The 12,858-nt window shown below is 67.1% G+C and carries 13 protein-coding genes; 8 read left to right on the top strand and 5 right to left on the bottom strand.

Annotated features, from left to right (window positions below; translation table 11 throughout):
• The first annotated feature begins 118 nt into the window (after positions 1 to 118).
• Both KXD97_RS14455 and KXD97_RS14450 read left to right on the top strand, forming a co-directional pair.
• A complete protein-coding gene (locus KXD97_RS14455; RefSeq protein ID WP_396885236.1) occupies positions 119 to 982 on the top strand; it encodes a glycosyltransferase family 2 protein in 864 nt (287 codons plus the stop codon).
• Between the two features lie 97 nt (positions 983 to 1,079).
• Positions 1,080 to 1,883: a class I SAM-dependent methyltransferase gene (locus tag KXD97_RS14450; RefSeq protein ID WP_260757532.1), complete on the top strand. Its 804-nt coding sequence runs from the start codon at positions 1,080 to 1,082 to the stop codon at positions 1,881 to 1,883.
• Between the two features lie 9 nt (positions 1,884 to 1,892).
• Here the strand turns inward: KXD97_RS14450 and KXD97_RS14445 are convergent, their stop codons facing one another.
• Positions 1,893 to 2,186 (bottom strand): DUF3017 domain-containing protein, encoded by a 294-nt coding sequence (locus KXD97_RS14445; protein WP_260757531.1) that lies wholly within the window; start codon positions 2,184 to 2,186, stop codon positions 1,893 to 1,895.
• Entirely contained in the window at positions 2,183 to 3,040 is an 858-nt protein-coding gene (locus KXD97_RS14440) for a bifunctional methylenetetrahydrofolate dehydrogenase/methenyltetrahydrofolate cyclohydrolase (protein ID WP_260757530.1), read from the bottom strand. Before KXD97_RS14440 ends, KXD97_RS14445 begins: the two co-directional genes overlap by 4 nt.
• Positions 3,041 to 3,098: 58 nt before the next feature.
• On the opposite strand from KXD97_RS14440, the gene KXD97_RS14435 reads away from it, so the two are divergent.
• Entirely contained in the window at positions 3,099 to 4,304 is a 1,206-nt protein-coding gene (locus tag KXD97_RS14435) for an NADH:flavin oxidoreductase (protein WP_260757529.1), read from the top strand.
• Here the strand turns inward: KXD97_RS14435 and KXD97_RS14430 are convergent.
• Positions 4,288 to 4,851 (bottom strand): TetR/AcrR family transcriptional regulator, encoded by a 564-nt coding sequence (locus KXD97_RS14430; protein WP_260757528.1) that lies wholly within the window; start codon positions 4,849 to 4,851, stop codon positions 4,288 to 4,290. The genes KXD97_RS14435 and KXD97_RS14430 overlap by 17 nt on opposite strands.
• Before the next feature lie 376 nt (positions 4,852 to 5,227).
• Here KXD97_RS14430 and KXD97_RS14425 point away from each other — a divergent pair, with 376 nt between their 5' ends.
• Together KXD97_RS14425 and KXD97_RS14420 are read left to right on the top strand one after the other, a co-directional pair.
• Complete coding sequence (locus tag KXD97_RS14425; protein ID WP_260757526.1) at positions 5,228 to 7,789, top strand: FHA domain-containing protein; 2,562 nt, start codon at positions 5,228 to 5,230, stop codon at positions 7,787 to 7,789.
• Positions 7,790 to 8,016: 227 nt separating this feature from the next.
• Positions 8,017 to 8,334 (top strand): TetR-like C-terminal domain-containing protein, encoded by a 318-nt coding sequence (locus tag KXD97_RS14420; RefSeq protein WP_260757525.1) that lies wholly within the window; start codon positions 8,017 to 8,019, stop codon positions 8,332 to 8,334.
• Here KXD97_RS14420 and KXD97_RS14415 read toward each other — a convergent pair.
• Positions 8,323 to 9,969, bottom strand: a complete 1,647-nt coding sequence (locus KXD97_RS14415; protein ID WP_260756015.1) for an IS1634 family transposase — start codon at positions 9,967 to 9,969, stop codon at positions 8,323 to 8,325. The genes KXD97_RS14420 and KXD97_RS14415 overlap by 12 nt on opposite strands.
• A gap of 97 nt (positions 9,970 to 10,066) precedes the next feature.
• Here KXD97_RS14415 and KXD97_RS14410 point away from each other — a divergent pair, with 97 nt between their 5' ends.
• The 3 genes from KXD97_RS14410 to KXD97_RS14400 all read left to right on the top strand — a co-directional run bounded on the left by KXD97_RS14410 (position 10,067) and on the right by KXD97_RS14400 (position 11,319).
• Positions 10,067 to 10,462, top strand: coding sequence for a TetR-like C-terminal domain-containing protein (locus tag KXD97_RS14410; RefSeq protein WP_260757524.1), 396 nt, complete (start codon positions 10,067 to 10,069; stop codon positions 10,460 to 10,462).
• 177 nt (positions 10,463 to 10,639) lie between these two features.
• Positions 10,640 to 11,011, top strand: coding sequence for a hypothetical protein (locus KXD97_RS14405; protein WP_260757523.1), 372 nt, complete (start codon positions 10,640 to 10,642; stop codon positions 11,009 to 11,011).
• Positions 11,011 to 11,319 (top strand): hypothetical protein, encoded by a 309-nt coding sequence (locus KXD97_RS14400; protein ID WP_260757522.1) that lies wholly within the window; start codon positions 11,011 to 11,013, stop codon positions 11,317 to 11,319. The genes KXD97_RS14405 and KXD97_RS14400 overlap by 1 nt, the downstream gene beginning before the upstream one ends.
• Positions 11,320 to 11,540: 221 nt before the next feature.
• Here the strand turns inward: KXD97_RS14400 and KXD97_RS14395 are convergent.
• Positions 11,541 to 12,835, bottom strand: a protein-coding gene (locus KXD97_RS14395) for an IS3-like element ISMysp3 family transposase (RefSeq protein WP_260757521.1) whose coding sequence is annotated in 2 segments (ribosomal slippage) — positions 11,541 to 12,562 and positions 12,562 to 12,835 — 1,296 coding nt in all. Because the reading frame shifts where the segments join, the coding sequence is not laid out codon by codon here.
• Positions 12,836 to 12,858: the final 23 nt, after the last annotated feature.

The following is a 12,858-nucleotide window of genomic DNA, read 5'->3' as shown; positions in this document are numbered from 1 at the left end:
AGCGGCAAATAGCGATGCTAGCGTGAGCCCGGTCATAGTGCTGCGGGACACGACGGCGCACAAACAGCTAATTAACTGTCATTCACTGAAAATGCAGTAGGTATACCGGGGGGTTTGAATGACTGAGCAACGAATTTCCCACGAGTATGTGCAGGATTCCGCGCCGTTGATGGCGCGAGTGGCGACCGACCCACTGGTCCACCTGGACGCACGCAGCAAGAAGGAACGCGCGATTCCCCAGGCATTGAGCGTCAGCCTGGTGATCCCCGTGAAGAATGAGGCGCGCAACATCGGGTGGGTTCTGCAACAGATCGCCGACGACGTCGACGAGGTCATCCTCGTCGACGGCAAGTCCACGGATGCCACGCTGGTCACCGCCCAGCGTTGCCGGCCGGACATCATGGTGGTCCCGCAGGACGGTGTCGGCAAGGGCAGCGCGTTGAGGACCGGTTTCCTCGCCGCGTCCGGCGACGTCATCGTGATGATGGACGCGGACGGCAGCATGACCCCCGACGAGATCAAGCACTACCTGCACTTCCTCGCCAACGGTTACGACTTCGTGAAGGGGTCGCGCTTCATCCCGGGCGGCGGGTCTCTCGACATCACCAGATTCCGGCGGCTCGGCAACCGGTTCCTGCTCGGCGTCTTCAACACGCTGTACCGGGCCGAGCTCACCGACCTGTGCTACGGATTCTGCGCGTTCCACCGCCGCTACCTCGATGCGCTCGCCCTGTCCGCGACCGGCTTCGAGATCGAGGCAGAGATGGTCGTGCACGCCATGCGGGCCGGCCTACGAGTCGCCGAGGTGCCCAGCCTCGAACTGCCGCGGCGGGCAGGCAAGTCCAACCTTCATTCGATCAGCGACGGCATCCGGGTGCTGCGCACGGTCCTGCGCGGGCACCAGTCGGGACTGAGCGGCCACATGGTGCAGTCGGTTCGCCGGCGGGTCCACGCCGGCGAACACATCGGGAATCCTGCGTGAGCTCTCCGGGCAGGCCCGGCTTCGATCCTGCAGCGGATGCAGCCAGCGTGACCACGAAAAACCGTCAGGATTGTCGTACTCAGAACCGGGGGAATGAATGTTGAAGAGCAGGGAGCAGGCTGCGCGGCCACTGGAGTTGATGGCCGGCGAGGACGAAACCAAGGTTCCGGCGAACCTGGGGCGCCTGCGCCGATTCGTCAGGTCCCAGGTTCTGCAGACCGAGGACGAGTGGGTCACACGCGGTGCCGTTCTCAGCCAGAGCCTGGCCGGCCTGGTCGATGAGTTCAGTGCGCTCGGCGCGGCCTATGGCATCGAGATCGGTTGCCAGCGGGGAGCATTGACCGACCAGATGGGGCAGTTGACTCGCGTGCCGAAATGGACCGGCATCGACCCGACGCTGCCCGGTGAACTCGTCACGCCCCGTGGCTGCGTGTTGCACCCCGCGCGGGCGAGCCGGCTCGAATTCCCCGATGCGACTTTCGATGTCGCGCTCTTCGCCAACGTCTTCGAACACATCCCCCCGGACGAACGCGACCCGAGCCTGCGGGAAATCTTCCGGGTGCTCAAGCCCGGCGGCGTCGTGGTGGGACAGATCCCGAACCCGCACTTCCTGATCGAGTCGCACAGCCGACTGCCGCTGATGGGTTGGCTGCCCACCACCCTGCAGCACCGCTACTGGAAGCTCTCGCCGGTGCACTGGAACCATGACTTCTACGTCGTGACGATGAAACACATCAGGCAGTCCGCCGGCCGCGCGGGTTTCGACGTCGCGCACGTCCGAAACTTCAACTATCCGCCCGAGGTCATTCCCCAGAAGGTCCGATGGATCGCCAGGGCGCTCGAACGGCCGATGCAGTACATACCGTGGGCCTGGCAATTCATTCTCCGGCGCCCGACCTGATACACCGGCTCAGCTCGTGCCGAGCGGATCGATAGTCCACGCGATGTAGAGCATCGCAGCGCTGACCGAGGCGGTGGTCACAAAGTCCACCGTGCGGCTGCGCACCGCCAGCAGTCCGGCGCGGTCGTCGGGCAGGGCCAACCGCAGCCCGGACGCGACGGCGACCCCGACGGCCATGACCAGCGCGCCACGCCGCCAGAAGCCCGCGGCCACCAGGACGAACGCCGCGGTCAGCAACAGCGCCACCACCAAAATGGGCCACTGCGCGGCGAACACCTTGCGCGCGAACTCCCTGACGGTCACGAGGCGGCGAGTGCCTCGGCGCGCTCGACGACGTTGGTCAGCAGGAAGGCCCGCGTCAGCGGACCGACACCGCCGGGATTCGGCGAAACGTGCCCGGCCACTTCCCACACGTCCGGATGTACGTCGCCGACGAGCTTTCCGGCGTCGTCACGGCTGACCCCGACGTCGACGACGGCGGCGCCAGGCCGGACCATCTCGGCGGTGACCATGTGCGGCACCCCGGCCGCGGCGATGATGATGTCGGCCTCGCGGGTGATCTGGGGCAGGTGACGCGTTGCGGTGTGACACAGCGTGACCGTCGCGTTCTCCGAGCGCCGGGTGAGCAGCAGACCCAGCGGGCGGCCGACTGTGACGCCACGGCCGATCACGGCGACGTGGGCGCCGGCGATCTCCACCTGGTAGCGGCGCAACAGGTGCACGATGCCCCGCGGGGTGCACGGCAGCGCCGCCGGCTCGTTGAGCACCAGCCGGCCCAAGTTCGTCGGGTGCAGGCCGTCGGCGTCCTTACCGGGATCGATGCGTTCCAGCGCGGCGTTCTCGTTCAGGTGCTTGGGCAGCGGCAGTTGCACGATGTAACCGGTGCAGTCGGGGTTCGCGTTGAGCTCGTCGATGGTCTCGAGCAGGGTCTCCTGCGAGATGTCGGCGGGCAGATCGCGCCGGATCGAGTTGATGCCCACCTTGGCGCAGTCCGAGTGCTTACCGCGCACATAGGCCTGCGACCCGGGGTCATCCCCGACCAGCACCGTCCCGAGGCCCGGCGTCCTGCCGGCAGCGGTCAACGCCGCGACGCGCTCTCTCAGGTCGACAAAGATCTCGTCGCGCGTGGCCTTGCCGTCCAAAGTGATTGCACCCACGCGCATCATTCTGACAGGCAGTGTTGTTCCGCCCCGAGGGCGTGGCATGCTCGACGACATGACAGTCGCACCCGATGTGTTCAGTCCGGCCAAGCTGGGGCCGCTGACCCTGCGCAACCGCATCATCAAGGCCGCGACGTTCGAGGCCTCGACTCCGGATGCGCTGGTCACCGAGGATTTGATCACCTACCACCGGCTTCCCGCCGCCGGTGGGGTCGGTATGACCACGGTCGCGTACTGCGCCGTCGCACCGGGCGGGCGGACCGACGGGTGGCAGCTGTGGATGCGGCCCGAGGCGGTGCCGGGTCTGCGCAGGCTGACCGACGCGGTTCATGCCGAGGGCGCCGCGATCAGCGCGCAGATCGGCCACGCCGGACCGGTGGCCAACTCGCGCACCAACAAGGCCCAGGCCCTGGCGCCGGTGCGGTTCTTCAATCCGCTCTCGATGCGGTTCGCCAAGAAGGCCACCCGTGAGGACATCGCCGAGGTGACCGAGGCGCACGCCAACGCGGCCCGGCTGGCCATCGACTCCGGGTTCGACGCGGTCGAGATCCACCTGGGTCACAACTACCTGGCCAGCTCGTTCCTGTCCCCGCTGATCAACCGGCGCACCGACGAATTCGGAGGGTCGCTGGAGAACCGCGCCAAGGTGGCCCGCGGCGTGGTGCTGGCCGTCAAACGCGCCGTCGGCGATCAGATCGCGGTCACCGCGAAACTGAACATGTCCGACGGTGTGCGGGGCGGCATTCCGCTGGAGGAATCTCTGCAGACCGCGAAGTGGCTCGAAGAGGACGGCGGCCTCGACGCGCTCGAGCTGACCGCGGGCAGCTCGCTGCTCAATCCGATGTTCCTGTTCCGTGGCGGCGCTCCGGTCAAGGAGTTCTCCCGGGCCTTCAAACCCCCGCTGTCGTGGGGCATCCGGATGACCGGCAAGAAGTTCATGCGCGAGTACCCGTACCACGAGGCCTACCTGATGCGGGACGCCAAGAAATTCCGCGACGAGTTGACGATGCCGCTGATCCTGCTGGGCGGGATCACCAACCGCGAGACGATGGACCGCGCGATGGCCGAGGGCTTCGACTTCGTCGCGATGGGGCGTGCCCTGCTCGCTGAACCTGATCTGCTCAACCGGATTCACGCCGACAGCAGCGTGACGTCGATCTGCGACCACTGCAACCTGTGCATGCCGACGATCTACAGCCACACCTACTGCGTGCGCACCGGCTCCCCAGGAACGCAGAAGCCGGTCAGCTCGGGGCGATGAGCGCGCGGGCGCAGTCCTCGACGATCGCATCGGCGGTCGCCGGGATGCTCTGACGCGCCCGCAGGTGACGCCGCACGATCGCCGCCGGCACGTCCATGATCGCGGCGTTGACGCGCGCGAGGTCGTCGGGCAGCTCGGAGAGCACCTTACGCAGCTTGCGCTGCAAGCGTTTCCGACGGCCCGTCACCGGGTCGGGCCACTCCCCCAGCCCGAGCTCGTTGGGCCCGGCGAGCAGAACCTGGGCCTCGACGGGATGCTCGCGGCACCACTGCACGATCCGCAGCGCACCGTTCACGCAGCGCTGCTGGGCATCGCCGTCGACCGACAACGCCTCGATCAGCTCCTCCTGGAACCGTTCCTCGGTGCGCACCCACAATTCGCCGCACAGCGCCGCGCGCGACGGGAAGCGGTGGTAGACCGACCCGCTCGGCGCGCCGGCGCTGCGCGCGACCGCCGACATCGTCACCGCGGAGACACCGTCCTGGGCCAGAAGCTGCGCGGCGGCGTCGAGAAGGGCGTCGACGGTGTATCGGGCGGGCCGCGGCATTGCTCCACCCTAAAATAGAGAGAAATCCCTAGAATTCGTCGAGCCGCCACGGGGGCTGCGCACACCTTGCGTCTTCGACCCCTCCCGATCTCGGAACAGTGACGCTATCCGCCTCTCTCACAGCGCATTTCGTACCTTCACTGAGTGCATGCATGCCGGAGGGCGTAGGTCGCCGGATCACGGGCGTGTCGCGATGATCGCCACGGCGCGGGGACCGGAGGGATGCCCAGCACGGCGGCTTGCACCACTGGCCGTAGAGAACAAGCCGGTAACAGCGCGGCAACAGATCATCGACACCGTCAGGTGGCACGTACCGGCATGACCGCCACCCGATAGAGTTGCGCGCGATGTCCAATGTCGCCGCCGGAGCGGCTCCGTGAGCCGACCAGCAACCCCTGCGCTGACCGTTCGGTATGACGGATCCACACGCTCCTTCGCGGCCGGCAACGACGTCGTCGTCGGCCGGGACCTGCGGGCCGACATCCGGATCGCCCACCCCTTGATCTCGCGGGCCCATCTGGTGCTGCGATTCGACCAGGGCCGCTGGGTGGCGATCGACAACGGCAGCCTCAACGGCATGTACGTCAACGGCAGGCGGGTTCCCGCGGCCGAGATCACCGACGGCGCACAGCTCCATATCGGCAATCCCGACGGTCCGCTGCTGGTCTTCGAGGTCGGCCGCCACCAGGGCTCGGCCGGCTCGCCACCCCCGACGGTCGCGGTCCCGGTGACCGGCAGGCCCAGCACGACGTGGCCGTCGCAACCTCCGCCTCCTACCGCGCGTCCGCCGGTGCAGCGGCCGTACCCGACCCGGCCACCCGGGCCGCCGTCGCACCCGCAGCCTCAGCAGTCCCGACCCGCCCCGCAGCCGATCTCGTCTCCGGCGATGGAGTCGGTGACCGTGATGGGGCCGGCTGCGGCGCCCCGGTCCGGCGGCGACGGCAACCTCGCCACCAGCATGCTCAAGATCCTGCGGCCCGGCCGGCCCGCGGAGGCGCCGCCCGGCTCGATCAAGATCGGGCGCTCGTCCGACAACGACATCGTCATCCCCGACGTGCTGGCCTCGCGTCACCACGCAACCCTGGTGCCGACGCCCGGCGGAGCCGAGATCCGCGACAACCGCAGCATCAACGGCACGTTCGTCAACGGCTCGCGCGTCGACAGCGCGATGCTCACCGAAGGCGACACCGTCACCATCGGCAACGTCGACCTGGTGTTCCGCGACGGGACGCTGGTCCGCCGCACCGAAACCGCCGCCGCGACCGCCACCGGTGGCCTCGACGTCCACGGCGTCACGTGGACCATCGAGAACAACAAGACCCTGCTCGACAACATCTCGGTGTCGGCCCGTCCGGGCACACTGACCGCGGTGATCGGCCCGTCCGGCGCCGGCAAGTCGACCTTCGCGCGCCTGGTGGCCGGGTACACGCACCCGACCACAGGCCAGGTGTCGTTCGAAGGGCACGACGTGCACGCCGAATACGCCTCGCTGCGCTCCCGGATCGGCATGGTCCCCCAAGACGACGTCGTGCACGGGCAGCTCACCGTCAGGCAGGCGCTGATGTACGCCGCCGAGCTGCGGCTGCCGCCCGACACCACGAAGGCCGACCGCGAGCAGGTCGTCAACGAGGTGCTCGAAGAGCTCGAGATGACCAAGCACCTCGACACCCGCGTCGACAAGCTTTCCGGCGGCCAGCGCAAGCGCGCGTCGGTGGCGCTGGAACTGCTGACCGGTCCGTCCCTGCTGATCCTCGACGAGCCCACCTCCGGCCTGGACCCCGCACTGGACCGCCAGGTCATGACCATGTTGCGCCAGCTCGCCGACGCCGGCCGCGTCGTGCTGGTCGTCACCCACTCGCTGACCTATCTGGACGTGTGCGATCAGGTGCTGCTGCTGGCCCCCGGCGGCAAGACCGCGTTCTACGGACCGCCGAGCCAGATCGGCCCGTCGATGGGCACGACGAACTGGGCCGACATCTTCAGCTCCGTCGCCGGCGATCCCGATGCCGCCGCGCAGCGCTATCTCGCCCAGAACGGGCCCCCGCCCCCGCAGCCGCCGGCGTTGACGCCGTCGGAGCTGGGCAACCCGACCCGTACCAGCCTGCGCCGTCAGCTGTCCACGATCGCGCGGCGCCAGATCCGGTTGGTGATCTCCGACCGCGGCTACTTCGCCTTCCTGATGCTCCTGCCGTTCATCATGGGCGTGCTGTCACTGTCGGTACCCGGCGACGTCGGGTTCGGCGTGCCGAAGACCGCCATGGAGGGCGGTGAGGCGCCCAACGAGCCCGGGCAGATCCTGGTCATGCTCAACGTCGGCGCGATCTTCATGGGGACCGCGCTGACCATCCGGGCATTGATCGGAGAGCGGGCGATCTTCCGGCGTGAGCAGGCCGTCGGCCTGTCGACCTCGGCCTATCTGCTTGCCAAGGTGGTGGTGTTCACCGCGTTCGCCGTCGTGCAGGCCGCGATCGTCACGGCGATCGCGATCGCAGGCAAGGGCTGGGGTGCGGGTGCGGTGGAAAGCGGCGCACTGCTCGGCAACCGAAGTCTGGAACTGTTCACCGACATCGCGGTGACCTGTGTGGCCGCCGCGATGGTCGGTCTGGCGTTGTCGGCACTGGCCAAGTCCGCCGAGCAGATCATGCCGCTGCTGGTGGTCGCGATCATGTCCCAGCTGGTGTTCTCCGGCGGCATGATTCCGGTGACCGACCGGATCGTGCTGGACCAGATGTCGTGGTTCACCCCCGCGCGATGGGGTTTCGCCGCGTCGGCGTCGACGATCGACCTCATCCGGTTGGTGCCGGGACCGCTGACCCCGCAGGACCGCCACTGGGAACACAGTTCCGGCGCATGGCTGTTCGACATGGGCATGCTGATCGTGATCAGCGTGGCCTACCTCGCTTTTGTGCGCTGGCGAATCAGGTTGAAGTCCGCCTAGATCTGACACAGACCCGCAGAAGTTTCCTGTAGCGCGTCGGTTCTGTCCCTGCGCAACGAAAATTCCCGAAACGACGGTAGATCGCCGCGGTTCTCGTAGGCTCGACACGCAGGCCATACCGGGGGGAATCAGGTGTCCGACGCCGATGCGTCGCAGCGTGATGCTGCAATCCACGCCGCATTAGCTGAACTTCAGCAGTGGGCGCGGATCGGTTCAGCATGGAAGGTGTGGCGCACCGGTCGGGGCTGAGCACCCGCTATCTGCATCAGACCTGGGACAGCGAACGCCAACTCGTCCTCGAAGCGCTGCTCTCCTACAGCGAAACCATCATCGCGGTGCCCGACACCGGATCGCTACGCGGCGACCTCACCGAGCTGACTCTGTCCTTCGCCGCCTATGTCAATGAGCCCGTGGGACGACGGATCGCCCGCATGATGGTGGTCGACACAAAAACTCAGGCCGCCGATTACGACACCCGAGCGCGGTTCTGGCACCTGCGGGTCGAGGCGATCGCCCGAGTTGGGTCATTTGGCTTAGTGCCTTGAATTCTCGGCGTTCAGTGCGTTGAGGATTGCGTTGACCTCGGTGTTTAGGGCTGGCGGGTAGGTGGCGATGACGCCGTTGAGGTCGATGGTGGCTGATCGCAGGGGTTTGAGGGTGCGTAGGAATCGGCGCAGTGACAGGCCGGTGCGGGTCTGGACTTCGCGGCTGACGGCCAGGGCGGTGAACACGATGGTCAGGTGGGCTTCGATGGCGTCGCGGGTGCGGGCGAACATGGGCCGGGCAGCGAGGTCGGATTTGGACATCCGGAAGGACGCCTCGACGTGCCAGAGGTCGTGGTAGCTGGCGACCACTTCGGTCGCGGGCATCAGTGCGGCGTCGATGTTGGTGACGTAGCCCTTGAGCCCGACCAAGCGGCGGGCGCGCTGCAACGACGCCTCGTCAAATTCTTGGGAACCGTTGCAGTTCTTGATGAACCGCGGTACCCGCGCGGCTTTCTCGCCGGCGACGACCGCGCGGGCCTTGTTCTCCTGCAGGTTGAGCGTCTTGGTGTCGCGCACCGCGCGTTTGGTCGAGTACGCCCACACCGCCCGCCAGGACTTGGTGTGGGTCGCCGGATCCCAGACGGGCTCGGCTTTGCGCTTGGGGTCGCTGGTCTTGGTCGCGGTGCCGCGTCGATCGCGTGGGGTGATGGTGTCGATGATCTGGCCATCGGTGAAGAAGTCGCCGTGCCAATGGAAGTGCGAGGCCAGATCGTTGGGCGCTTTGGTAACCCTCGATCCGACGATGAACCGCAACCCTGCCTCATCAAGTTCGCGCAGATTGCCGCTGGCCAGCATGCCCGCATCAGCGACGACGACAATGTCGGTGATCTCGTGGCGGGCTTGGAATGCCTTCACGATCGGCACGATCGTCAGAGTTTCGGCCTTGTTTCCTTCGAAACAGCCGATTTCCAAGGGGAATCCGCACCGATCGACCAGCAGCCCGACCACGATCTGCGGGTCCACTCGGCGTTCCTTGGAGTACCCCACGCGGCGTAGGTCGTCTTCCTTGTCGGCCTCGAAATACAGGGTCGTGACGTCGTAAAGCACCAGGCTGACATCACCGGCGGTGCGGGCGTGGGCGAAACACGCTGCGGCGATCTGGTCGCGGTAACCACCACCGCGGGCACGGCGCAGGGTGCGCTTGCGGGTCGACAGTGACGCTGAGGTACGTCCCAGCTCGGCGAGGACCCGATCGGCGTCGAGCAGGCTGGTCGGCTCGACCACCCGGGCGATGACCAGGTCACGGAAGACCTCATCGCCGACCGCGTCGTCGAACCCCAGGCTGGCATACACCTGCGCCAGGGCGTCATACAGCAGCCCGCTGCAGCTCTTGAGCACCCGCGGCCGCACCACCAACTCCCGTACTGCGGATTCTCCAGCATCCTCGGTGAACAGCATGCCAGCTGGCGGTGGAACCATATGGGCCCGAACGGCTTTCGGCGTGATCCCCAGATCCAACTCGCCTTGGGTGTCATCGGCCAACAGCCGGCGGGCCTCCTCGAGCAGCAGACCCAGCTCGGCGTCATCACGCGCAGAGCCCACATGGCGCACGATCCGGCGGCGGCCATCGACGGATTCGGCGATCTGGACCGCGGTCGCGCCCGAGGCCGTGCGCACCCGCCGAATCCACACCATCCAGGCAGCCTACTGACCCAAATTAGTGCCTAGCAGGGGCACTAAGCGGAGACATCACCGCAGCTCAAGACACCGCCACCCTACAAAACTGACCAAAGTGACCCAACTCAGGTCCTACAGCGAAACCATCATCGCGGTGCCCGACACCGGATCGCTACGCGGCGACCTCACCGAGCTGACTCTGTCCTTCGCCGCCTATGTCAATGAGCCCGTGGGACGACGGATCGCCCGCATGATGGTGGTCGACACAAAAACTCAGGCCGCCGATTACGACACCCGAGCGCGGTTCTGGCACCTGCGGGTCGAGGCGATCGAGATCATCTTCCGGCGGGCCACCGAACGCGGTGAGCTCCGCGACGACGTCAGACCGACCATCGTGCTCCAGTTGCTGACGTCGCCGCTGCACACCTACGCCCTCTACAGCGACAGGCTTGTCGATCCCGGCTACTGCCGGGTGATCGCCGATCTGGTCACCCGCGCCATCGAGCGGTGATTCGCGGGCCCCTGCCGGACCGTCCGCCCCGGTCGGCGAAGAGGCCAACCACTCCACCAGGGTGGCGCAAGATCGTGTGCTGTCGTGTCAGCAAGTTGCCTCATGTCAAGATGCGCGCGAAGGGGGCTCGTTGCCTCCACGTGAACGTGCGCGCTTGGTAACTGGAGTGGGGACGGCATGACGCTGAAGAAAGCCGCCCCGACCGCCGAGGCCCGGCTGCGTGCCGACCTCGACGCCGCGCAGAAAGCAGCCAGCACCGAGGTGGGCCGAGAGCTGGAATGGGACGAGGCCGAGCGCCATGTCATCGCCCAGGCCGCCGCCGACCGCGCCGAGGAGCTGCACCGCCTCTACGACACCGAGCTGACCCGCAAGCCCGAGCCCCGGCACCGCACCGTGGTGGCGCTCGCCGCCGAGATCCGGCTCACCGAGAAAGCCGCCGTAGATCTGGTGGCACGGGTGAGCCTCGGGCTCGGTGCGGCCAAGAGCCCGAGGCATGTTCGCGCCGCGCAGACCCGTTGGCAGAACATGGCGACCCGCCGGCGTGCCTGATGGCACGGGCGGCCCACCGAGTGCCCCGCGCCGGGCTTTACGCCGACCTCGCCGAGCGTGAACGCCGGGCGATGGCCACCGGCGGCACCGTGGTCAACACCACTACCGGCACGGCCTACACCGCGCACCCGGCGAGGGTGGCCGCCTTCCGCGCCGGCGCCCCGGTCTCCCTGCCCGCCTCGGCGATTCCTGAGACCGCGCGGCACGGCATCGAGTGCCGGTGGTGGACGCGCGCCATCGTGCACCCTGACGGCACGGTCGACTTCCTCGACGACCCCGCCGCCTGGCTGGCCGAGGCCGAGCTGTGAGCAACTGCGCCAACGGGTGCGCACGGTGCCCCATCGAGATCACAGAAAAGTGGTGGTTCGACCACCGGTACGTTAGAGGTCAGTCCACTCGTCAGTAGCGGGAAACTCTTCTGCCCATGCCTTCAAGACTGCGGCGATATCTGGGACTCCAATCTGACCCTCCGCGACATCGACGCACAGCCCGACTGAGGTTCCCCAGAAGTAGTGAACCGTCCCGGGTTTCATGCACCCTCAGGTTTCTGTGATCCGGCCGGTCTACCGGTCACGAGTTGGGAATAGTAGCGGGCTTCGGCTTCGGCCGGCGGAATGCGTCCGAGGCGGTGCATCAGGCGCTGCTGGTTGTACCAGGCGACGTAGTCGGCGGTGATGTATTCGACGTCGCCCACGGTGTTCAGTGGGCCGCGGCGAAACGGGGAATCCGCCCGGACACATTCGTTCTTGTACAGGCCGATGGTCGTCTCAGCCAGCGCGTTGTCGAAGGCATCCCCAACACTGCCCACGGACGGGCGAATTCCCGAAAGGCTCAGTGTCTCACCGAATCTCACACTCGTGTACTGCGAGCCGGCGTCGCTGTGATGGATTGCGCCGTCGACGGGATGGCCTTGGCGGGCACGCAGTGCAGCGGCCTGACGCAGCGCGGATTCGACGAAGCGGGTGTGCTTGGACGCCGAGGCTTCCCAGCCCACGATCGACCCGGCGTAGGCGTCGATGACGAACGCGACGTAGACGAACACGCCGGTGACGAGCTTGACGTAGGTGAAGTCGGCCACGAGCAGCACGTTGGGTGCGGCCACCCCGAACTGGCGGTCCACCAGGTCCGGCGGTCGCACCGCCTCCGGGTCGGGGATCGTGGTGCGGACCCTCTTCTGGCGGCGCACGCCTTGCCAGCCGTTCTTGCGCATCAGGCGTTCCACGGTGGACTTGGCCACCGGGATGCCCTGACGCTGCAGATGGGCCCACATCTTCAGCGACCCGTACAGCGACTCGGGCCTGCGGCGTCCGTGCTCATCAGGCTCGTAGTAGCCGGCTAGGATCTCGGTGATCGTGGCGTCCCACAGGGCCCGTTTCGAGGGCGCCCGCACCGCCCAGGCATGAAATGTCCGCGGGGCGATCGGCACGGCGTGCTCGGTGAGCACGCGGCAGATCGGAGCGACCCCGAAACGGTCCCGGTGGGCGGCGATGAACTCGCAGACCGTAGCGGTCAGCGGCGGCTGCGCGGGTCGCTCTCCCACACGAAGAAAGACGTTGCCGCCTTGAGGATTTCGATAGTCTGCTCCAGCTCGGCGTTACGCCGTTTCAACGCCCGGATCTCCGCAGCCGCCTCCGAAGAGACCCCGTCTCGATCACCGTCATCGACCTGTTGCTGGCGAATCCAATTACGCAGCGTCTCGGCGTTCATCCCCAACCGTTTGGACACCGCGGTAATCGCCGCCCACTCGCTCGGATAGTCCTCCCGGTGCTCGCGCACCAGACGGACCGCCTTCGCTCGGGTCTCCGGGTCGTACTTGCTCGGCATGACATGCACCTTCCCAAGGAAGG

This window comes from Mycobacterium sp. SMC-8, assembly GCF_025263565.1.
Taxonomy (GTDB): Bacteria; Actinomycetota; Actinomycetes; order Mycobacteriales; family Mycobacteriaceae; genus Mycobacterium.
This window is presented reverse-complemented; position numbering and strand designations above follow the sequence as displayed.